Origin of the sequence: Burkholderia sp. LK4, from assembly GCF_001043615.1 — a bacterium.
In the GTDB taxonomy this organism is placed as follows: Bacteria; Pseudomonadota; Gammaproteobacteria; order Burkholderiales; family Burkholderiaceae; genus Burkholderia; species Burkholderia cepacia.
Map to the genome: position 1 here is coordinate 1 of NZ_LDUL01000090.1, position 22340 is coordinate 22340.

Here is a 22340-nt window from a genome sequence, read left to right on the forward strand (position 1 = left end):
CCAACTTTTGGGGTGCAGTTCACACAAGCGGCGCTTTCGTTTCGTACACGCGCGACGCGCATCTGCCCGCGTTCAGGCAGGAAACACGCCCGTGGACAGGTAGCGGTCGCCGCGATCGCAGACGATGAACACGATCGTCGCATTCTCGACCTGACGCGCGATGCGCATCGCGACTTCGCATGCGCCGCCCGACGAAATGCCCGCGAAGATGCCTTCGACGGCCGCGAGGCGGCGCGCCATCGTTTCCGACGCAGCCTGGCTCACGCTCTCGACGCGGTCGACACGGCTGCGATCGAAGATCGTCGGCATATAGGCTTCCGGCCACTTGCGGATGCCCGGAATGCGCGAACCGTCTTCCGGCTGCGCACCGACGATCTCGATCGCCGGATTCTGCTCCTTCAGGTAGCGCGACGTGCCCATGATCGTGCCCGTCGTGCCCATTGCCGACACGAAGTGCGTGACGCGCCCTTCGGTATCGCGCCAGATTTCCGGGCCCGTCGCTTCGTAGTGCGCAACCGGATTGTCGGGGTTCGCGAACTGGTCGAGGATCACGCCCTTGCCTTCGCGCTGCATCTCGTCCGCGAGATCACGTGCCAGTTCCATCCCGCCCTTCACCGGCGTCAGGATGATTTCGGCACCGTAGGCGGCCATGCTCTGTCGGCGCTCGACCGACAGGTCCTCCGGCATGATCAGCACCATCTTGTAGCCGCGGATCGCCGCTGCCATCGCGAGTGCGATACCGGTGTTGCCGCTCGTCGCCTCGATCAGCGTGTCGCCCGGCTTGATGCGCCCGCGCGCCTCGGCCTTGCTGATCATCGACAGCGCCGGACGATCCTTCACGGAACCGGCCGGATTGTTGCCTTCGAGCTTCGCGAGCACCACGTTGTTGCGCGCGCGAATCTCGTCGTCCGGCAAGCGGACCAGTTGGACGAGCGGCGTATTGCCGATCGTGTCTTCGATAGTTTTGTAAGCCATGGATATACCGTGAGTACGAGGCCGATCAATCGATCGATTGTAAACCAGCACCGCTGCTCGCGCCGGCAACCCCATTGCGGCGATGGAATACGCATGCCGTGCAACGCGTGGACGCCGCATGCGCCGTGCCCACGCAAAAAACCCGCGGCATGCCGCGGGAAGCCGTCGCGACGACGGCGACTGAAGGAGCTTGTTGTCGGCTGCGCGCGACGCGTTACTTCTGCGTGGTGGTGCGGGCAGGTGCGGCGGCAGGCTTGCCGGCGGCCGGCTTGCCCGGGGCCGGCTGCGCGGCACCCGTACCGGCCGCACCGATCGTCAGGCCTTCCTGCTGAAGCCGCTCGACGGTATGGCCGCCCATGCCTTTCACGCGTGCGGCGAGATCCTCCGCATTCCTGAACGGGCCGCGTGCGCCGCGTTCGTCGAGAATCGCCTTTGCCCGCGCCGGGCCGATACCCTTGATGCCGACGAGCGCATCCTCGTTGGCGGTGTTGACGTCGACGGCCGCCCAGGCCGAGGCGATCGTGCCGAGCATTGCCGCTGCGGCCAACCATTTCCTGATCATGTGCTGGATCTCCGATGAATACGGCCGGCGGCTGCCGACCGTGAGACCCAGTCTATCGATGCAACGCTTCCGTTTAAACCTGGCCGGATAGCCAACGCACGTAGCGGTCGACGCCTTCCTGCACGGTCAGGAACGGTGCGTCGTAACCGGCCGCACGCAGTTTCGTCTGGTCGGCCTGCGTGAAGCACTGGTACTTGCCGCGCAGCGCATCGGGGAACGGCACGTATTCGATCAGCCCTTGCTCGACCTGCTGCGCGAGCGTCAGCGGCGGCAGGTTGTCGAGCGCGCGCAACGTATTCACGACCGTCGACGCGATATCGTTGAACGGCTGCGCACGGCCCGTGCCGAGGTTGAAGATGCCCGACTTCTCCGGATGATCGAAGAAGAACAGATTGACCTTCGTCACGTCCTCGATCGACACGAAGTCACGCGTCTGCTCGCCCGGTGCGTAGCCGTTGTACTCGCCGAACAGCTTCACCTTGCCTTCCGCGCGGAACTGGTTGAAGTTGTGGAACGCGACCGATGCCATGCGGCCCTTGTGCGTCTCGCGCGGGCCGTACACGTTGAAGTAGCGGAAGCCCGCGATCTGGCTCTGCGCGGTCGGCAGCACACGACGGATCACCTGGTCGAACAGGAACTTCGAATAGCCGTAGACATTCAGCGGCGCCTCGACGTCGCGCTCCTCGACGAATCGCGTCGAGCCGCCGTAGGTCGCCGCCGACGACGCGTACAGGAACTGCGTGCCCTGTGCGAGGCAGGTGTCGAGCAACGCGCGGCTGTAGCGGAAGTTGTTGTCCATCATGTAGCGGCCGTCGGTTTCCATCGTGTCCGAGCACGCACCTTCGTGGAACACCGCGCGTACCTTGCCGAAATCGCCGCGCGCGAAACGTTCGACGAATTCCGACTTGTCCAGATAGTCGTCGATCTCGCAATCGACGAGATTCCGGAACTTGTCCGCGCGCGTCAGGTTGTCGACCGCGATGATGCGCGTCTCGCCGCGCTCGTTGAGCGCCTTGACGATGTTCGCGCCGATAAAACCGGCTGCGCCGGTGACGATGAGGGTCATGATCGTCCTGCCTGAAAAGTGCGAGCCATGCGTGCGGCGCGCTCATCGCGCCGCCGCATGCGCTCAATGAAACAGTTCGTCGTAGTCCACCGTGGCCGTGCCGAGCTTGCCGACCACGATGCCTGCCGCGCGATTCGCGAGCACGACGGCGTCGACGAGCGGCACGCCTGCGCCGAGCATCGTCGCGACCGTCGCGATCACGGTATCGCCCGCGCCCGACACGTCGAACACCTCGCGCGCGAGCGCCGGCGCGTGCAGTTCGCCGGTGGCGGAAAACAGCGTCATGCCTTCTTCCGAACGCGTGAGCAGCAGCGCGTCGATGTCGAGTTCCGCGCGCAGCTTCGCGACACGTGCGCGCAGATCGTCTTCCGATTTCCACTGCCCGACCACTTCGCGCAATTCCGCGCGATTCGGCGTAATCAGCGACGCACTGCGATAACGCGCCCAGTCGTCGCCCTTCGGGTCGACGAGGACGGACTTGCCGGCCGCACGCGCCTTCTCGATCATCGTCGTGACGTGCGTCAGGCCGCCTTTCGCGTAATCCGACATCAGCACGACGTCGTGCTGCGGCAGCAGCGCATCGAAGCGCGCGAGCCCCGCGAGCAGCACCTCGTGCGTCGGCATGGCCTCGAAGTCGACGCGCAGCAGTTGCTGCTGGCGCGCGAGCACACGCAGCTTGATCGTGGTCGGCAGCGCCGGGTCGCGTTCGAGATGCGGCGTCACGCCGCTGCTGCCGAGCAGTTCGACGATGCGCTCGCCGGGTTCGTCGCATCCGACGACGCACAGCAACCCAGCCTGGCCGCCGAGCGTCACGGCGTTGCGCGCGACGTTGGCCGCACCGCCGAGCCGCTCTTCCTGACGCTGCACGTGCACGACCGGCACGGGCGCCTCGGGCGAAATGCGATCGACGTTGCCGAACCAGTAACGGTCGAGCATCACGTCGCCGACGACAAGCACGCGCGAGCGCGCGAGTTGCGCACGCGGCACCGGAACGACCTCGCGGAGAGTATTCATCGTGTGATCAGCCACGGGAGGACGACTGGGGATCGACATACGGCCGGCCGATCGCGTAGTAGTCGATGCCCAGTTCGGCCATCGCATCCGGCTCGTACAGGTTGCGCCCGTCGAAGATCACCGGCGCCTTCAGTTCAGCCTTCAGGCGTGTGAAATCGGGGCTCCGGAATTCCTTCCACTCGGTCACGATCACGAGCGCGTCCGCGCCCGTCACGGCGATGTCCTGCGTGTCGACGAGATGGAGCCGCGCCAGCGCGCCAGGATCGGTATCGAAGTCGAGCGCAAACACGCGCCGCGCCTCGTCGATCGCGACCGGATCGTACGCACGAACGGTCGCGCCGCGTTCGAGCAGCGCGGCAATCAGGCGGCGGCTCGGCGCCTCGCGCATGTCATCGGTGTTCGGCTTGAACGCCAGGCCCCAGACCGCGAACTCGCGGCCGGTCAGGTCGGCACCGAAGCGCTGCTCGATCTTGCCGATCAGCACGTCCTTCTGCGCATGGTTGGCCGCCTCGACGGCTTCCAGGATGCGCAACGGCTGGCCGTTCTCGCCGGCCGTGCGAATCAGCGCCTGGACGTCCTTCGGAAAGCACGAGCCGCCGTAGCCGACGCCGGCGTACAGGAAGTGATAGCCGATGCGCGGATCGGAGCCGATCCCGCGGCGCACGGCCTCGATGTCGGCGCCGACCTTGTCGGCGAGATTCGACATCTCGTTCATGAACGAGATACGCGTTGCAAGCATCGCATTCGCCGCATATTTCGCGAATTCCGCCGAACGCACGTCCATGTAGATCGTGCGCTCATGGTTGCGGTTGAACGGCGCGTAAAGCTTCTTCATCTTCTCGCGCGCGATCGTGCCCGTCTCGTCGTCGTCGACGCCGATGATGATCCGGTCCGGACGCATGAAGTCCTCGACCGCGGCACCTTCCTTCAGGAACTCCGGGTTCGACACGACCGAGAAGCGATGCGCGACGCTGCCCGCCAGCCCGCGGGCGGCAAGCGCTTCGTCGACCACGCCGCGCACGCGCTGTGCGGTACCGACCGGCACGGTCGACTTGTCGACGATCACCTTGAAGCCCGTCATGTGGCGGCCGATGTTGCGCGCGGCTTCGAGCACGTACTGCAGATCGGCCGAACCGTCCTCGTCGGGCGGCGTGCCGACGGCGATGAACTGGATCTCGCCGTGCGCGACGCTTGCCTCGATGTCGGTCGAAAAGCGCAGGCGCCCCGCCGCGCGGTTGCGCGCGATGATGTCCAGCAGCCCAGGTTCGTGAATCGGCATCCCGCCGTTGTTCAGGATGTCGATCTTGCGCGGATCGACGTCGAGGCAGAAGACGTCGTGGCCGATCTCCGCCAGGCAGGCGCCCGTGACGAGACCGACATAGCCGGTGCCGATGATGGTGATTTTCATAGATGTTCCGGTACTTCCCGGTAATTGACTAACTTGGCCGCCGGGACGAACCCGGCGGCAACCGCAGTGCGTTGGCTCCGCGTGCCGGGATCAGCCCGGCATCGCAGGATCGACGCGACGCGGCGCATAGGTTTCCCAGCCGCTGCAGCCCGGACACTGCCAGTAGAAATTGCGCGCCCGGAAACCGCAATTCTGGCACGTATACCGTGGCAAATTCTTGGTGCGCTGCTTGATCAGCGCACGCATCATTTCAAGTTCCTTACGGCGCGGTTCGTCGGCCGCCGCGATCTGCGCATCGAGCAGGTGCAGCATCCCCGACAGGTTCGGCGACTTCTCCATCTGCGTGCGCGCGAGCGTGTGCGCCGCGTCCTGGCCGCGCAAGCCCGCGATGTGCTGGTATGCGGTGTCGAGCAGGTCGTTCGACGGATAGCGGTCGACATAGCCCATCAGCAGCTCGGCGCCTTCGGCGTTCTTGCCGAGCGCGACGTACGCCTTCATCAGCTTGTCGGCGACGAGCGGCAGATACGCCGGATTCTGCGCTTCGACACGCTTCCAGTGCTCGATCGCGGCCGCATGGTTGCCCTCGGCCGCCGCGGCGTCGCCGGAGAGGATCGTCGCGCGAACGTTCTGCGGGTTCACGGTCAACGCGAGGCGCAACTGTTCGGCAGCCGCTGCCGCGTTCTTGCGCTGCAGCGCGTCCTGCGCAAGTTCGCAGTGAAACTGCGCAATTTCGACGCCAAGCGGTTTGTCGCTCATCGACTCGATGCGCTTCGCCGTATCGATCGACTTGTTCCAGTCCTTCTCGATCTCGTAGATCGTCAGCAGCGCCCGCTGCGCGCCGAGTGCGTAATCGCCGTCGGCGAGTTTGTGGAACGCCTCCTCGGCGCGATCGAGCAGGCCGGCCTTCAGGAAGTCCTGGCCGAGTTCGTACAGTGCGTGGTCGCGTTCGTTGACCGGCAGGTCCGTGCGGCTCAGCAGGTTCTGGTGCACGCGGATCGCGCGGTCGGTTTCGCCGCGGCGGCGAAACAGGTTGCCGAGTGCGAAGTGCAGCTCGACCGTCTCGGGATCCAGCTTGGCGACCTCGATGAACGCGTCGATCGCCTTGTCGGGTTGTTCGTTCAACAGAAAATTCAGGCCGCGGAAATACGAGCGCGGCAGGTTGGCACTCTCCGACAGGAGATTCTTAAGGTCATAGCGTGACGCCGCCCAACCGAGCGCGAACGCGACCGGAATCGCGAGCAACCACCAGAAATCCAGATCCATGCGAAATATCGAAGCAGAGACGAAAACCGCGCGATGATCGCGCGGCGTCCGTGTTAAATGACGGGCGGCATCGGCGGCTGGTCGATGACGGCCGGCGTTTCGCGCGCCGCGCGCAGATCGCGCTTCAGGCGCCCGTTCTCGAGACGCAGGCGGAAGATCGAAGGCAGCGCGGACAGCAAGCCAGCCAGCAGCCCCACGGCGAAGAACGCGAGGCCGATCAGGATCAGCGGCGCCTGCCATGAATAGCCGGCCACGAAATTCAGCGTCGCAGTTTGCGTATTGGCCAGCGCAAGCACCAGCAGCAGTACGAACACCAATACCCGGATCAGCCAGACGATAAACTTCATGAAGCCCTCTCTTTGTTGAGGTTTGCCGCGGCGCGCGACTCCCCTTCGTCGCGCCGAATCGACCCGTATTGTAAAGGAAGCGTTTCCGCGGCTGCGCACATCCTGCTCGCACCCGTTGCGTCGCATTCGCCGGAAATGAAAAAAGCGCCCGCAAGGGGCGCTTTTCTTTTCAGCCTTCGCCGGATGGGTTCCGGGCAATCCGGGTGACGCTCAACGCTCGTCGTCCGGATCGTCAGCCTTCAGCGGCTCACCGGCGCGGCCGTCGACGCGTTCCCGCAATTCCTTGCCAGGCTTGAAGTGCGGCACGAACTTCTCGGGCACCTGCACTTTCTCCCCTGACTTCGGGTTGCGTCCGACGCGCGCCGGGCGACGGTTGAGGCCAAAGCTGCCGAAACCCCGAATTTCGATACGATGCCCTTTCGCCAGAGCGTCAGACATCGCATCGAGCATCGTTTTCACCGCGAAATCCGCATCCTTGAGGACAAGTTGCGGAAATCGCGATGCCAGCTGCGCGACCAACTCGGATTTGGTCATACTTCAGCAGACCTCGTGAGGCTTACTGGTTCTGGCCGTCGAGCTTCGCCTTCAGCAGCGCGCCGAGGTTGGTCGTACCGGTCGCAGCAGCGCTGGTGTCCGACTGCAGGCCGCGGATCGCTTCCTGTTGTTCAGCCGAATCCTTCGCCTTGATCGACAGGTTGATGCCGCGCGACTTGCGATCGATGTTGATCACCATCGCGTTGACCTTGTCGCCTTCCTTCAGCACGTTGCGTGCGTCTTCGACGCGATCCTGCGAAATTTCCGACGCACGCAGGTAGCCTTCGATGTCGCCCGTCAGCGTGACGACCGCACCCTTCGCATCGACCGTCTTCACGACGCCGTCGACGATCGAGCCCTTGTCGTTCATTGCAACGTAGTTGCTGAACGGGTCGCCTTCGAGCTGCTTGATGCCGAGCGAAATACGCTCCTTCTCGACGTCGATACCGAGCACGATCGCTTCGACTTCGTCGCCCTTCTTGTACTTGCGAACGGCTTCTTCGCCGGCTTCGCTCCACGACAGGTCCGACAGGTGGACCAGGCCGTCGATGCCGCCCGGCAGACCGATGAACACGCCGAAGTCGGTGATCGACTTGATTGCGCCCGTGATCTTGTCGCCCTTCTTGAAGTTGCGGCTGAAGTCATCCCACGGATTCGGCTTGCACTGCTTCATGCCGAGGCTGATACGACGGCGGTCTTCGTCGATCTCGAGGACCATGACTTCGACTTCGTCGCCCAGCTGGACAACCTTCGACGGAGCAACGTTCTTGTTGGTCCAGTCCATTTCCGACACGTGGACGAGGCCTTCGATGCCCGATTCCACTTCGACGAATGCGCCGTAGTCGGTAATGTTCGTGACCTTGCCGAACAGGCGCGTGCCCGACGGGTAACGGCGCGAGATGCCTTCCCACGGATCGTCGCCCAGTTGCTTGATGCCCAGCGAGACGCGGTTCTTCTCTTGGTCGAACTTGAGGATCTTCGCGGTGACTTCCTGGCCAACCGACAGGACTTCGCTCGGGTGACGCACACGACGCCATGCGATGTCGGTGATGTGCAGCAGGCCGTCGATGCCGCCGAGGTCGACGAACGCGCCGTAGTCGGTGATGTTCTTGACCACGCCGTTGACGATCGCGCCTTCCTTCAGCGTCTCGAGCAGCTTCGCGCGCTCTTCGCCTTGGGTTGCTTCGATCACTGCACGACGCGACAGCACGACGTTGTTACGCTTGCGATCGAGCTTGATCACGCGGAACTCGAGCGTCTTGCCTTCGTACGGGGTCGTGTCCTTGACCGGACGCGTGTCGACCAGCGAACCCGGCAGGAACGCACGGATGCCGTTGACCATCACGGTCATGCCGCCCTTCACCTTGCCGGTGATCGTGCCGGTGACGAGTTCGTTGTTGTCGAGAGCCTTTTCCAGCGACAGCCACGATGCAAGGCGCTTCGCCTTGTCGCGCGACAGGATCGTGTCGCCGTAGCCGTTTTCGAGTGCGTCGATCGCGACGGACACGAAATCGCCCGACTGCACCTCAACCTCGCCCTGATCGTTCAGGAATTCCTCGATCGGAATGTAAGCCTCGGACTTCAGGCCTGCATTGACGACCACGAAGTTGTGGTCGACGCGCACGACTTCGGCGGAAATCACTTCGCCGGCGCGCATGTCTTGGCGGGTCAGCGACTCTTCGAACAGAGCCGCGAAAGATTCAGTATTCGGGGTGGAGGTTTGCAGGTCGGACATAAAAATCTGATTGTGCATGGATCGCTGTGCCACGCCGGCCGGAATGGCAGGCTGAAAGGGCCAGATCGATGACCACACGGGGTTAAGGGTTCGAAACACGCTCCGCGCTTGCGACGCGGAACACCTACCGCTACCCGCCTTCTCAGGCGGGCTGGCCGAGCGCCCGGTACCACTGCAGCACCTGGTCGACAGCTTCATCGACCGAAAGCGCCGACGTATCGAGCAGCTTGGCATCTGCCGCAGGCTTCAGCGGCGCGGCCGCGCGATTGCTGTCGCGCGCATCACGTTCACGAAGATCCCGGAGCAAGTCATCTATATTAGCAGAAAAACCTTTTTGCATCAATTGCTTATGCCGCCTGGTCGCGCGCGCCTCGGCGCTGGCCGTCAGGAACACCTTCAACACGGCGTCCGGGAAGATCACGGTGCCCATGTCGCGCCCGTCTGCAACGAGGCCCGGCGTCTTGCGGAACGCGCGCTGACGCGCAACGAGCGCGGTGCGCACCGGCCCATGCACGGCAATCGCCGATGCGCGGTTGCCGACCGCTTCGGCACGGATGTCGTTCGACACATCGACGCCGTCGAGCTGCGCGCAGCCCTCCCGGAACGTGATGTGGAGATCGTCGATCAGCTTCACCAGCGCGTCGATGTCCTCTGCCGCGATGCCGTAGCGCACGCTCGCGAGCGCGGCGAGGCGGTACAGCGCGCCGCTGTCGAGCAGGTGGAAGCCAAGATGCGCGGCGACGAGCGCGGCGACGGTGCCCTTGCCGGATGCAGTGGGACCGTCGATCGTGATGACGGGAGTCGGGTGAAAGGGTCGGGTCGATTTCATCGGAAACAGTCGGGTCAGGCTTTGGCGAGCGCGGCGAAGCGGTCGAAATAGTCGGGGAACGTCTTGCCGACGCACTTCGGATCGTTGATCCGCACGGGCACACCGCCCAGGCTGACGAGCGAGAAACACATCGCCATCCGGTGATCGTCGTACGTGTCGATCGCCGCGTTCGGCGTGAGCTTTTCCGGCGGCGTGACGACGAGATAGTCAGGACCTTCCTCGACGATCGCGCCGACCTTGCGCAGTTCGGTCGCCATCGCCGCGATGCGGTCGGTTTCCTTCACGCGCCAGCTTGCGATGTTGCGCAACGTGCTCGGGCCGTCGGCGAACAGCGCCGCGACCGCGATCGTCATCGCCGCATCGGGAATCAGGTTGAAGTCCATGTCGATCGGCTCGAGCTTGCCGTGGTCGTGGCCGATGCCGCGCACTTCGATCCAGTCATCGCCCATCGTCACGTTCGCGCCCATCTGCATCAGCGCGTTCGCGAAACCGACGTCGCCCTGGATGCTCGCGCGCCCCACGCCCTCGACACGCAGCGGCCCGCCGCCGAGCGCGCCGGCCGCGAGGAAATACGACGCCGACGATGCGTCGCCCTCGACCATGATCTGCCCCGGCGATTTGTAGCGAACCCCGGCCGGCACGACGAAGCGCTGCCAGCCGTCGCGCTCGACGGTTACGCCGAAGCGCTCCATCAGCCGGATCGTGATGTCGATGTACGGCTTCGAGATCAGCTCGCCGTCGATCTCGACGACGATCCGGCCGTCCTTCGCCTTCACGAGCGGCAGCGTCATCAGCAGCGCCGTGAGGAACTGGCTCGACACGTCGCCGCGCACGCGGATCGGCGCATCGACCGAGATCGTCGCAGGCTTGATTCGCAGCGGCGGGAAACCTTCGTTCAGCTCGTAGTCGATCTGCGCGCCGATCTGGCGCAGGCCGTCGACGAGATCGCCGATCGGTCGCTCGTGCATGCGCGGCACGCCGTGCACGCGATAGTCGCCGCCGTTCACCGCGAGCGCGGCGGTCAGCGGCCGCACGGCCGTGCCCGCGTTGCCGAGGAACAGGTCGGCCGTCTTCGCGGTGAATGCGCCGCGCGTGCCCGTGACGACACAGGTGTCGCCGTCGCGCGCGAGCTTCACGCCGAGCTTGCCGAGTGCGTCGAGCATCACGCGCGTGTCGTCGGAGTCGAGCAGGTTGGTGATCGTCGTTTCGCCTTCGGCCAGCGCCGCGAGCAGCAGCACGCGGTTCGAAATGCTCTTCGAGCCGGGCAGGCGCACGGTGCCCGATGCGCTGGAGTACGGGCCGAGATCGAGATAGTCCATGGGAATCGTCCTGTTATTTCTTGACCGGTTCGGCAGCGGGCGCGCCGCCGCGCTCCTGCCATGCCTTGCGCGCGGCGCGCGAACGCGTGAACACGGCTTCGAGCGCCGCGCCGTCGCCGGCGTCGATCGCCGCGCGCAGCCGCGTGAGCACGCGCGTATAGCCGTCGAGCTCGTCGAGCAGCGCCGCGCGATTCGCGACGCACACGTCGCGCCACATCTCCGGACTCGACGCCGCGATGCGCGTGAAATCGCGGAAACCGCCCGCCGCGTACGAGAATTTGAGTTCCGCGTCGGCCTCGCCGAGGATCTGCTCGACGAGCGCGAACGACAGCACGTGCGGCAAATGGCTGATCGACGCAAACACGCGATCGTGCTGCTCCGTGCTCATCGTGCGCACGTCGGCGCCGGTTGCGCGCCACATCGCGTCGATCCGCGCGACGGATTCGGGCGCATTCTCCGGCAGCGGGCACAGCACCACGTTGCGGCCGACGTACAGATCCGGCAACGCGGCCTCGACGCCGCTCGACTCGCGACCGGCAATCGGATGCCCGGGCACGAACTGCGCGATGCGTGCACCGAGCGCGTCGCGCGCGGCCGCGACGACATCGGACTTGGTGCTGCCGGCATCGGTGACGATCGTCGCCTCTTCAAGCCACGGCGCGATGCGCTTGAGCAACGGGCCCGTTTGCGCAACGGGTGCCGCCAGCAGCACGAGATCGGCGCCGGCCAGCGCGTCGCGCAATTGCGCGTCATCGTCGAGCGCCGCCGCGCGATCGATCACGCCGAGCGCGAGCGCGCGCTCGACCGACGCACGCGAACGGCCCACGCCGACGACCTCGCCCGCACCGCCCGGCGCGCGTTCGCGCAGCGCGCGGGCCAGCGATCCGCCGATCAGGCCGACGCCGAAAATGACCAGTTTGTTGAATGCAGAGCCTGACACGACAAGAGCCAAGTTACGCGCGCGGAACGACGCCCCGCATGCGGAATTCCAGATTCCGGGCAACGGGCCCGCACCCGGCGCAACCTGCGCCGGACGCGGGCCGAACCCGCCTTCGGCAGCGCCGACCGGCCTGCCCTGCCCGCCTCGCCGCAACGCCTGCCCGGGCAGGCGACGGGCCGCCGCGTTTCAGCGTGCGCGCGGATACGAACCGAGTATCTTCAGGAACGCAGCCTTCTGGCCGAGTTCCGCGAGCGCGGCCGCTACCGCCGCATCGTCCCGGTGCCCTTCGATATCGATGTAGAAGTAGTACTCCCACGTGCCGACGCGCGCCGGGCGCGACTCGAAGCGCGTCATCGACACGCCGTGCCGCGCGAGCGGCTCGAGCAGCTTGAACACGGCGCCCGGTTCGTTCTTCACCGACACGATCAGCGACGTCTGGTCGTGACCGCTTTGCCCGGCCGGCTGCTTGCCGACGATGACGAAGCGCGTGCGGTTGTGCGGATCGTCCTGGATCAGCGAGAACGCGATCTGCAATCCGTAGTGCGCGGCCGCACGGTCGCCCGCGATCGCCGCGACGGTCGGATCGGCCGCCGCGAGACGCGCGGCCTCCGCATTGCTCGCCACGGCCTGCCGCTCGAGCTGCGGCGCATTCGCCGCGAGCCACTGCTGGCATTGCGCAAGCGCCTGCGCATGCGCGCAGACGCGCTTCACGCCGTCGAGCGTGCCGCCCTGCGTCAGCAGGTTGTGATGGATCGGCAGCGCGAGCTCACCGCTGATCAGCAGTTGCGTCTGCAGCAGCAGGTCGAGCGTGCGCGACACGGCGCCTTCGGTCGAATTCTCGACCGGCGCGATGCCGTATGCGGCAGCGCCGGCCTCGACCGAGCGGAATACTTCGTCGATCGACGGGCACGGCAGCCCTTCGATCGACTGGCCGAAATACTCGAGCATCGCCTGCTCGCTGTACGTGCCGACCGGCCCGAGGAACGCGACGTGGATCGTCTGCTCGAGCGCGCGGCTCGCGGCCATGATCTCGCGCCAGATGGCGCTGATGTGCTCGCTCGCGAGCGGCCCCGCGCTCATGTCCTGCAGCCGCGCGATCACCTGCAGTTCGCGCTCCGGCCGGAACACCGGCGCGTTGAAATGCTTCTTGACCTCGCCCACCTCCAGCGCCACCGCGGCGCGCTGGTTCAGGAGCGCGATCAGCTGCGCATCGATCGCGTCGATGCGATCGCGCAGCGGTTTCAGGCGGGAATTCAGTTCGTCGTCCATGCGTTTTGCCGTGCTGTTTGAACAGCGCCGCCGTCAGGCGCCGCGCTGCTCGAAGTCCTTCATGTACTCGACGAGCGCTTTCACGCCCTCGAGCGGCACCGCGTTGTAGATCGACGCCCGCATGCCACCGACGGACTTGTGGCCCTTCAGCTGCAGCAGCCCGCGCGCCTTTGCGCCGGCAAGGAAGTCTTCGTTGCGCGTTTCGTCGGCCAGGAAAAACGGCACGTTCATTCGCGAACGTGCTGCCGGCTCGACCTTGTTCAGATAGAAACTGCTCGCATCGATCGTGTCGTAGAGCAGCTTCGCCTTTTCGATATTGCGGGCCTCGATCGCTTCGAGACCGCCCTGCCGCTTCAGCCACTGGAATACCAGACCCGCGATGTAGATCGCGTAGGTGGGCGGCGTGTTGTACAGCGAGTTGTTCGCGGCAATGGTCTTCCATTCGAACGCGGACGGGCAGATCGACAGCGAGCGGTCGAGCAGGTCCTCGCGCACGATCACGAGCGTCACACCGGCCATCCCGATGTTCTTCTGCGCACCGCCGAACAGTACACCGTACTTCGCGACGTCCATCGGACGCGACAGGATGTGCGACGAGACATCCGCGACCAGCGGCACGTCGCCGAGATCGGGAATCTCGAACGTCTCGACGCCGTCGATCGTTTCGTTGGTGCACAGATGCACGTAGGCCGGATCGTCCGACAGCTGCCATTCGGCGCGCGCGGGCGCACGCGTGAAGCCGTCTTCCGTCTTGCCGGTTGCGGCGAGATGCGGCGTGCCGTATTTCTTCGCTTCGCTGAACGATTTCTGCGACCACGAGCCCGTCACGACGAAGTCGGCCGTCTTGCGCGAGCCGAGCAGGTTCATCGGCACGATCGCGTTTTCGGCGATACCGCCGCCCTGCAGGAACAGGATCCGGTGGCTTGCCGGCACGCCGAGCAGGTCGCGCAGGTCGGTCAGCGCGGCCTCGTGGATCGACATGAACTCCTTGCCGCGATGGCTCATCTCCATCACGCTCATACCGCTGCCGTGCCAGTCGAGCATTTCGTCGGCGGCTTGCCGCAGCACTTCCTCGGGCATCGCCGCAGGGCCGGCGGAGAAATTAAAGACGCGCATCGTGAAAACCTCGGAGGGACGCGACCGGCTCGCCGCCGGCAGAACGCGCCAGAAAAGAAATGGCCGCTTGCGCTCGCGCGCAAACGGCCATTATCGCACTGTCGTCAGGCTCCCGCCAAACCCGGCCGAACGGCCGGTAGCGTGCCCGGACGGCTTTACTTGCCCGGCTTGACTGCTGCGACTTCCTTGTCAGCCTGCGTACGCGTTGCCTGGATCGCTTGCGGCATGTACTTCTGCATCAGGCCGTTGACCACGTCGCGACCGACCTGATCCTGAACCTGGATGAACTTGCGGCCCGTCGGGCTCTTGTAGAACGTCGTCAGATCCTTGATCTCCGACGTGCTGTAGTACTTCGCGTAGGCGTCGTACTGAGCCGACATCGCGTCGTTCTGGAACTGTTGCGTACCGAACACCTTGCCTGCGCCGTCGACCAGCTTCGGCACCGCGTTCTTTTGCAGCGTCGGAACGGCAGCCTGCTTCTGCTTGTCGTTCAGCGTCTTGTTTTCCGACAGCGCGTCCGACAGGATTGCCGGCACGAGTTGCTTGGCCTGCATTTCGGCGCTGTTGCCGATTGCCGACACGAGCTTCGGCGCGTCGATCGCGTCGAGCAGATCCTTGATCGCAGCCTTCTTGTCGGCGTCGATCGGCGCAGCTGCCGCGGCAGGCGCCGGTGCGGAATTCGACAGCGCTTGCGCCATCGCGAACGTCGGCACCAGTGCAGCCAGCAGGACCAGTTGCTTGAATTGCTTTTGCATCATCACTCCCTTTTGGAAATATGAATGGTTGCTCGCCGGCCGCGGCGCTTCACGCCCGCGGCGGCCAGAGTCTCATCCGTTCTTCAGGCTTCGCCGTCCGACGCCTCGTCGGCCTCGCCATCGCCCTCCTCGGCCTCCGCGATCTGCTGCAGGCCGGAGAGCTTGGTACCCTCATCGAGACTGATGAGTGTAACACCTTGCGTGGCACGCCCCATCTCGCGAATCTCCGAGACACGGGTGCGAATCAACACGCCGGCCGTCGTGATCAGCATGATCTGATCCTCGGCGTCGACGAGCGTCGCGGCCACGACCTTGCCGTTACGCTCCGACGTCTGGATCGCGATCATACCCTTCGTGCCGCGGCCGTGACGCGTGTACTCGGTGATCGGCGTGCGCTTGCCGTAGCCGTTCTCGGTCGCGGTGAGCACGGTCTGCTCCTCGCTGCCCGCGACCAGCATCGCGATGACCTGCTGCCCGTCCTCGAGCTGCATGCCGCGCACACCCCGCGCCTCGCGCCCCATCGGACGCACGTCGTTCTCGTCGAAGCGCACGGCCTTGCCGGAATCGGAGAACAGCATCACGTCGTGCGCACCGTCGGTGATCGACGCGCCGATCAGGAAGTCGCCCTCGTCGAGGCCGACCGCGATGATGCCCTTCTTCATCGGACGGCTGAATGCCTCGAGCGGCGTCTTCTTCACGGTGCCGAGCGACGTCGCCATGAAGATGAACTTGTCGGCCGAGAACTCCTTGACCGGCAGCACGACGTTGATCTTCTCGCCTTCCTGCAGCGGGAACATGTTGACGATCGGGCGGCCACGCGAGTTGCGCGAGCCCTGCGGCACTTCGTAGACCTTGACCCAGTACACGCGGCCGCGGTTCGAGAAGCACAGGATGTAGTCGTGCGTGTTCGCGATGAACAGCGTCTCGATCCAGTCGTCTTCCTTCATCTGCGTCGCCTGCTTGCCGCGGCCGCCGCGCTTCTGCGCGCGGTACTCGGACAGCGGCTGCGACTTCACGTAGCCCGCGTGCGACATCGTGACGACCATGTCCTGCGGCGTGATCAGATCCTCGGTGTTCAGCTCGGTCGCGTTCAGCTCGATCTTCGAGCGGCGCGCATCGCCGAATTCGGCCTTCACCGAGGTCAGCTCCTCGCCGATCATCGTCGTGATCCGCTCGGGGCGCGCGAGGATGTCCAGCAGGTCGGCGATCTGCGCCATCACTTCGCGGTACTCGCCGATGATCTTGTCCTGCTCGAGGCCGGTCAGGCGCTGCAGGCGCATCTGCAGGATTTCCTGGGCCTGCGTGTCGGACAGGCGGTACAGCCCGTCGCTCTGCATGCCGAACGCCGGGTTCAGGCCTTCCGGGCGGTACGCGGAGCGGCCGCCGGCCGCCGCGTTCTCGCTCTCGGCGCGCGTGAGCATCTCGCGCACGAGCGACGAATCCCACGGCTTCGCCATCAACTCCGCTTTCGCGATCGGCGGCGTCGGCGCTGCCTTGATGATCGCGATGAACTCGTCGATGTTGGCGAGCGCGACCGCGAGACCTTCGAGCACATGGCCACGTTCACGGGCCTTGCGCAGTTCGTAGATCGTGCGGCGCGTCAGCACTTCGCGTCGGTGCGACAGGAAGCACTGCAGGATTTCCTTCAGGTTCAGCAGCTTCGGCTGGCCGTCGACCAGCGCGACCATGTTCATGCCGAACGTATCCTGGAGCTGCGTCGCCTTGTACAGGTTGTTCAGCACCACTTCCGGCACTTCACCGCGCTTGAGCTCGATCACGACGCGCATGCCGCTCTTGTCGGACTCGTCGCGGATGTCGGAGATGCCTTCGAGCTTCTTCTCGTTGACGAGCTCGGCGATTCGCTCGAGCAGCGAGCGTTTGTTCACCTGGTACGGCAGCTCGTCGACGATGATCGCCATCCGCTGGCCGCGGTCGATCTCCTCGAAGTGCGTGGCCGCGCGCATCACGACGCGACCGCGCCCGGTGCGGTAGCCGTCGCGCACGCCGGCGACGCCGTAGATGATGCCGGCCGTCGGGAAATCGGGCGCCGGGATGATCTCGATCAGCTCGTCGATCGTCGCTTCCGGGTTACCCAGCAGGTGCTGGCACGCGTCGACGACTTCGTTCAGGTTGTGCGGCGGGATGTTGGTCGCCATGCCGACCGCGATGCCCGACGAGCCGTTGATCAGCAGGTTCGGGATGCGCGACGGCAGGACCGACGGCTGCATTTCGTTGCCGTCGTAGTTCGGCTCGAAATCGACCGTTTCCTTGTCGATGTCGGCGAGCAGCTCGTGACCGATCTTCGCCATGCGAATTTCGGTGTAACGCATCGCCGCGGCATTGTCGCCGTCGATCGAGCCGAAGTTGCCCTGCCCGTCGATCAGCATGTAACGCAGCGAGAAGTCCTGCGCCATCCGCACGATCGTGTCGTACACCGCGGTGTCGCCGTGAGGATGGTACTTACCGATCACGTCACCGACGATACGCGCCGACTTCTTGTACGCGCGGTTCCAGTCGTTGTTCAGTTCGTGCATCGCGAACAACACGCGCCGGTGCACGGGCTTCAGGCCATCGCGGACATCCGGGAGGGCACGTCCGACGATCACGCTCATCGCGTAATCGAGATACGAACGGCGCATTTCCTCCTCTAGGGAGGTGGGCAGGGTCTCTTTGGCGAATTGATCCATGTATCCGTATCGTTTCGGAGCGAAGACGGCGAACGCCTTTCGCGTGGGCGCTGCATGCGCAACGCAACGCGAGATTCTAACATGCGCCCATCAGCCGCCAATTCGCCGCCCCCTCTATATATAAATAGCGAAAATCGCGGCCACGTCGATTCGACCGAAATCGCGCGCGACTCGACGCCGCAGGCGATCCCTTCACACTTGTTTCACGCGCACGAGTAAACAACCACGCACATTCGCGCAATTTCGCCGACACACTCTTGACAATCTCTGAAAGTTGCGGCAGGCCGGTGTTGCGCATGCACCACAAAGTTGAAGCGATCTTAGGGTGGGGAGGATTTTTTTTCGTAGGAAGGGAACGATATGGCAAAATGCCAACGCACTGAAAGTTAGACGCTGCTCGAAGTCTACACAGAGCGGTGCCGCGTTTTTTGTGCCGCACCAATGTTATACTTCGAGCAATGTATGACTTGTCACCGTCAACAGGCTCGCAGTAAACCTGCGGTAATCTCAATTTCGAGAGGAGAAATATGAATAAACTTTCAAAGCTCGCGTTCATTGCAGCTACCGCAGTTATGGCTGCATCCGCTTCGGCACAGTCGGTGCCGGCGTCGCGTCAAGCCGTCAATGACAACTGGGTGAACGGCACGGGCGAATGGGTGTGGATGAACGGCACGAACGAGCTCTGCTGGCGCGATGCGTTCTGGACGCCGGCCACCGCCAACGCGAAGTGCGATGGCGCACTGGTCGCCCAGGCACCGCAGCCGCCGGTCGCTCCGGTCGCTCCGGCTATCTCGAGCCAGAAGATCACGTATCAAGCTGACGCACTGTTCGACTTCGACAAGGCAACGCTCAAGCCGCTGGGCAAGCAAAAGCTGGACGAACTGGCTTCGAAGATCGAAGGCATGAACACGGAAGTGGTCGTCGCAACGGGCTACACGGACCGCATCGGTTCGGACAAGTACAACGACCGTCTGTCGCTGCGCCGTGCGCAAGCCGTGAAGTCGTACCTGGTCAGCAAGGGTGTGCCGGCCAACAAGATCTACACGGAAGGCAAGGGCAAGCGCAACCCGGTCACGACGGGCTGCAACCAGAAGAACCGCAAGCAACTCATCGCCTGCCTCGCACCGGATCGCCGCGTGGAAGTCGAAGTGGTTGGTACGCAAGAAGTCCAGAAGACGACCGTTCCGGCAAACTAAGCCGCGGTTTTCGACTGCTTCAAAGCCCCGCCCCGGCGGGGCTTTTTCTTTGACGCCCGTCCGGGCGCCTGCCGCTTCGCCGCTCGTCCGCTTCTTATATACTCGGGGCTGACGAATCGCAGTACCGCCCTCCTCTCGTAGCCCGTTTGCCGACATGACCAACGCCGATCCGCACGAACTCCAGAAATTCAGCGACCTCGCCCATCGGTGGTGGGATCCGAACGCCGAATTCAAGCCGCTGCACGACCTGAACCCGGTCCGCCTCGGCTGGATCGATGCGCATGCGCACCTCGCCGGCAAGCGTGCACTCGACGTCGGCTGCGGCGGCGGCATCCTGTCCGAGTCGATGGCCGGACTCGGCGCACAGGTGAAAGGTATCGACCTGTCGACCGAAGCGCTCGGCGTCGCCGACCTGCACAGCCTCGAAAGCGGCATCTCGGTCGACTACGAAGCCATCGCCGCGGAAGCGCTCGCCGCGCGTGAACCGGGCACCTACGATGTCGTCACGTGCATGGAGATGCTCGAGCACGTGCCGTCTCCCGGCGATGTCGTCGCCGCGTGCGCGACGCTCGTGAAGCCGGGTGGCTGGGTATTCTTCTCGACGCTGAACCGCAACCTGAAGGCCTACCTGTTCGCCGTGATCGGCGCGGAGTACATCGCGCAAATGCTGCCGAAGGGCACGCACGACTACGCGCGCTTCATCCGCCCGTCGGAACTGGCCGGCTTCGTGCGTGCGACGGATCTGCACATCGTGGAGATCAAGGGCATCACGTATCACCCGATCGGCAAGCGCTTCGCGCTGTCGAACGACACCGACATCAACTACCTCGTCGCGTGCCGCCGCGGCGCATGACCCTCCACCCTGCATGACGACTCCCCTCTCGACCGCGCGGGCTGCACTCGACGAACCGCGCCTGCTGCACTGCGATGCCGTGCTGTTCGACCTGGACGGCACGCTCGCCGACACGGCCCCCGATCTCGCGGCGGCCGTCAACAAGATGCAACGCGTGCGCGACCTGCCCGAAACACCGCTCGACGTGCTGCGGCCGCTGGCCTCGGCCGGCGCGCGAGGCCTGCTCGGCGGCGCGTTCGGCATCGATCCGCACACGCCCGGATACGAAGCGATGCGCGACGAGTTCCTGGCCAACTACGCGACGGATCTGTGTGTGCATACGACGCTGTTCCCCGGCATCGGCGACGTGCTCGACGAACTCGATGCGCGCGGCGTGCGCTGGGGGATCGTCACGAACAAGGCGATGCGGCTCACGGCGCCGCTCGTCGAGTTGCTCGGTCTCGCGCCACGCGCGGCCTGCGTCGTCGGGGGCGACACAACGCCGCACCCGAAGCCGCATCCGGCCCCGCTGCTGCATGCGGCCGACCAGTTGACGCTCGCGCCCGCACGCATCGTCTACGTCGGCGACGATCTGCGCGACATTCAGGCCGGCAGTGCCGCCGGCATGGCGACGATCGCGGCCGCGTACGGCTACTGCGGCGACGGCGCCGCACCGGCCGACTGGCAAGCGCAGCATCTCGTCGACACGACACAGCAACTGCGCGAACTGCTGCGCGATGTTGGGCTATAATGATCGATCTTATCCGCGGGGGCGACCTGGTTTCGACAGGGGTTGTGAAGCGGCTAGGGCATGTCGAGGACCCGTCACCTCGTTAATCAATGGGAAAATCGTAACTGCAAACGACGATACGTTCGCACTGGCAGCCTAACGGCCGCCGTCCTCTGCCTAGTTCACTGACGGGCTAGTGTCGCAAGACCGGTAGCAATACCGCCAGAGGTCATTTACGTCAGTTAAGCCCTGTCGGCGTCGCGACGCCAGGGTCGAAAACCTAGCGAATCGCCGTAGTGCAGCGTGTTCGTCCGCGTCGCTGCGGTTAAATCAAATGACTGAACTAAACATGTAGAACTAGTCGTGGAGCGCTTCTGGACGCGGGTTCGATTCCCGCCGCCTCCACCAAATTCCGCGCTCGTCGCACGAACCCCGCATGACGCAAGTCTGCGGGGTTTTTTGTTGCCGCCGAAACGCATGCACCCTTCCCCTTCCGAAAAAGCGCCCAGCCACGGGCGGGCCGGGCGGAATGCCACCGGTATTCCGGCGACAGGAGGTGACGGATATCCTGCCGCGCCCGCACGATCATCGATCGCGCCAGGCGGCGGCCGACCCGGGTGCCGCAGTGCCGGACGCGTCGTCGCACAGGCACTCACGCACACCGGGCGATGTGCGACTTAGCTGCCGCGATACAGCGACTTCATTTCTTCAGCGGTGGCCGGGCGCACGCCCATTGCACGCGAACCCGATGCCGACGCACCTTGCGCCTGTGCACCGTAACCGCTGGCGTCGGCGCCTTGCGCTTGCGCCAGCGCGCTGCGCTGTTGCTCTGCAACACGCGCCGTTGCGGCCTGGATCGCTTCCGGATAATGCGGATCTTCGCCGCGAGCCGAGTTGTAACCTGCCTGCTGCAGCTGGACCAGTTCGGCGCGAACCTGCGCGCGGGTGATCGTCGAACCCGACTGGGCAAACGACACGACCGGGGCAACGAGAGCAGCGGCAACGACAACAGCTTGAACGAGCGACTTCATGATGACCTACCTCCAGATTTGTCTGTGTTCGCGGTGAACACCTTGTTCATCGCTGACAACCCGAAGTTTATGTAGGCGGATGCTTAAGAATAAGGCAGCTTTCTGGAAGACATCCTTCCTGATTTACGGGTTAACCCTAGATCGCCTGCCAGGCCGACGATGCGCACATGCAGGCATCGCCCGACACCGAATCGCATGAAGATTCGCCGGAAAGCAAAAGCCCCGCGAAGCGGCAACGCTTCGCGGGGCTCGGACAGAACCGGAATCGCACTGGGATTCCGGCAGTCGCCGGTCAACCGGCCAGGCCAGTACGCGGACGAAACGCCCGTCAAGCGAACCGGCGCCGCATGACCCTTGCGGACGCGCCCGTCCGCCCGGTTACTGGCTATCCATCGGACACTTCAGGTTGCAGCCGTTCGGATCGCCCAGGTCGCCCTTGCGGCGCAAGGCCGACTTCTTGCCGCTCTGGTATTTCTGCGACGGCGTCGACGCTGCGAACGGCATCTGCGGATGCTCGTTCAGGCGAAACTGTTCGCTCAGGATACCGCCAGGCACACCAGGGGAATTCTGCGCCAGCGCAAACGGCGAAACAGCGACCAGCAGCCCCGCGGTCAACGCTGCCGCGGCGAGGGGAACGGAAAATTTCATGGCGGGATGACGCTTGAACGGCGTGCTTGTTGGAACGTTGGTCAAGCGGCAAGCGTAGCGCAAATCCCCCGCTGCTGCAGCGCG

General features: G+C 64.6%; 21 protein-coding genes and 1 other RNA gene. 4 read left to right on the top strand and 18 right to left on the bottom strand.

The annotated features are described in order from the left end of the window. Positions 1-72 precede the first annotated feature (72 nt). The 16 genes from cysM to gyrA all read right to left on the bottom strand — a co-directional run bounded on the left by cysM (position 73) and on the right by gyrA (position 17819). On the bottom strand, positions 73-975 hold the full coding sequence (gene cysM, locus VK92_RS34235; protein ID WP_042973431.1) for a cysteine synthase CysM: 903 nt from the start codon (positions 973-975) through the stop codon (positions 73-75). A gap of 214 nt (positions 976-1189) precedes the next feature. Further along, on the bottom strand, positions 1190-1537 hold the full coding sequence (locus VK92_RS34240) for a ComEA family DNA-binding protein (RefSeq protein WP_021157453.1): 348 nt from the start codon (positions 1535-1537) through the stop codon (positions 1190-1192). Positions 1538-1610: 73 nt separating this feature from the next. Continuing rightward, positions 1611-2603, bottom strand: a complete 993-nt coding sequence (gene rfaD, locus VK92_RS34245; RefSeq protein WP_048024367.1) for an ADP-glyceromanno-heptose 6-epimerase — start codon at positions 2601-2603, stop codon at positions 1611-1613. 63 nt (positions 2604-2666) lie between these two features. After that, the gene (rfaE1, locus tag VK92_RS34250; protein ID WP_053076283.1) at positions 2667-3617 is read right to left on the bottom strand and encodes a D-glycero-beta-D-manno-heptose-7-phosphate kinase; all 951 of its coding nucleotides are present in this window, start codon (positions 3615-3617) and stop codon (positions 2667-2669) included. 7 nt (positions 3618-3624) lie between these two features. Then, complete coding sequence (locus VK92_RS34255) at positions 3625-5025, bottom strand: UDP-glucose dehydrogenase family protein (RefSeq protein WP_021157456.1); 1401 nt, start codon at positions 5023-5025, stop codon at positions 3625-3627. A gap of 90 nt (positions 5026-5115) precedes the next feature. Further along, positions 5116-6288, bottom strand: coding sequence for a lipopolysaccharide assembly protein LapB (gene lapB / locus VK92_RS34260; RefSeq protein WP_048024365.1), 1173 nt, complete (start codon positions 6286-6288; stop codon positions 5116-5118). Between the two features lie 53 nt (positions 6289-6341). Continuing rightward, complete coding sequence (locus VK92_RS34265) at positions 6342-6635, bottom strand: lipopolysaccharide assembly protein LapA domain-containing protein (protein ID WP_021157458.1); 294 nt, start codon at positions 6633-6635, stop codon at positions 6342-6344. A gap of 210 nt (positions 6636-6845) precedes the next feature. Then, a complete protein-coding gene (locus VK92_RS34270; RefSeq protein WP_006486894.1) occupies positions 6846-7169 on the bottom strand; it encodes an integration host factor subunit beta in 324 nt (107 codons plus the stop codon). Between the two features lie 22 nt (positions 7170-7191). Continuing rightward, the gene (gene rpsA, locus VK92_RS34275) at positions 7192-8904 is read right to left on the bottom strand and encodes a 30S ribosomal protein S1 (RefSeq protein ID WP_027788061.1); all 1713 of its coding nucleotides are present in this window, start codon (positions 8902-8904) and stop codon (positions 7192-7194) included. A 142-nt stretch (positions 8905-9046) separates the two neighbouring features. Next, positions 9047-9733 (bottom strand): (d)CMP kinase, encoded by a 687-nt coding sequence (gene cmk / locus VK92_RS34280; protein ID WP_006476573.1) that lies wholly within the window; start codon positions 9731-9733, stop codon positions 9047-9049. Positions 9734-9747: 14 nt separating this feature from the next. Continuing rightward, positions 9748-11052, bottom strand: coding sequence for a 3-phosphoshikimate 1-carboxyvinyltransferase (gene aroA / locus VK92_RS34285; RefSeq protein WP_048024362.1), 1305 nt, complete (start codon positions 11050-11052; stop codon positions 9748-9750). Between the two features lie 13 nt (positions 11053-11065). Further along, positions 11066-11992: a prephenate dehydrogenase/arogenate dehydrogenase family protein gene (locus VK92_RS34290; protein WP_048024360.1), complete on the bottom strand. Its 927-nt coding sequence runs from the start codon at positions 11990-11992 to the stop codon at positions 11066-11068. A 186-nt stretch (positions 11993-12178) separates the two neighbouring features. Beyond that, positions 12179-13261, bottom strand: coding sequence for a prephenate dehydratase (gene pheA / locus VK92_RS34295; RefSeq protein ID WP_048024358.1), 1083 nt, complete (start codon positions 13259-13261; stop codon positions 12179-12181). 33 nt (positions 13262-13294) lie between these two features. Next, positions 13295-14377: a 3-phosphoserine/phosphohydroxythreonine transaminase gene (gene serC / locus VK92_RS34300; protein ID WP_021157462.1), complete on the bottom strand. Its 1083-nt coding sequence runs from the start codon at positions 14375-14377 to the stop codon at positions 13295-13297. 155 nt (positions 14378-14532) lie between these two features. After that, the gene (locus tag VK92_RS34305) at positions 14533-15132 is read right to left on the bottom strand and encodes a DUF2059 domain-containing protein (protein ID WP_021157463.1); all 600 of its coding nucleotides are present in this window, start codon (positions 15130-15132) and stop codon (positions 14533-14535) included. 83 nt (positions 15133-15215) lie between these two features. Further along, a complete protein-coding gene (gene gyrA, locus VK92_RS34310) occupies positions 15216-17819 on the bottom strand; it encodes a DNA gyrase subunit A (protein WP_042973437.1) in 2604 nt (867 codons plus the stop codon). Between the two features lie 527 nt (positions 17820-18346). Here gyrA and ompA point away from each other — a divergent pair. From ompA to ssrA, 4 genes are all read left to right on the top strand, one after another. Beyond that, complete coding sequence (gene ompA / locus VK92_RS34315; protein WP_021157465.1) at positions 18347-19015, top strand: outer membrane protein OmpA; 669 nt, start codon at positions 18347-18349, stop codon at positions 19013-19015. A gap of 154 nt (positions 19016-19169) precedes the next feature. Beyond that, positions 19170-19868 carry a bifunctional 2-polyprenyl-6-hydroxyphenol methylase/3-demethylubiquinol 3-O-methyltransferase UbiG gene (gene ubiG / locus VK92_RS34320; RefSeq protein ID WP_048024355.1) on the top strand — a complete coding sequence of 233 codons (699 nt, stop codon included), beginning with the start codon at positions 19170-19172 and terminating at the stop codon, positions 19866-19868. A 13-nt stretch (positions 19869-19881) separates the two neighbouring features. After that, positions 19882-20598 (top strand): phosphoglycolate phosphatase, encoded by a 717-nt coding sequence (gph, locus tag VK92_RS34325; RefSeq protein WP_048024353.1) that lies wholly within the window; start codon positions 19882-19884, stop codon positions 20596-20598. Positions 20599-20615: 17 nt separating this feature from the next. Further along, positions 20616-20985, top strand: a transfer-messenger RNA (tmRNA) gene (gene ssrA / locus VK92_RS39250). Positions 20986-21254: 269 nt separating this feature from the next. On the opposite strand, the gene VK92_RS34330 is transcribed toward ssrA, so the two are convergent. After that, positions 21255-21608, bottom strand: a complete 354-nt coding sequence (locus VK92_RS34330) for a DUF4148 domain-containing protein (RefSeq protein ID WP_011351324.1) — start codon at positions 21606-21608, stop codon at positions 21255-21257. A 378-nt stretch (positions 21609-21986) separates the two neighbouring features. Beyond that, complete coding sequence (locus tag VK92_RS34335) at positions 21987-22256, bottom strand: hypothetical protein (RefSeq protein ID WP_042973441.1); 270 nt, start codon at positions 22254-22256, stop codon at positions 21987-21989. Between the last annotated feature and the right edge of the window lie 84 nt (positions 22257-22340).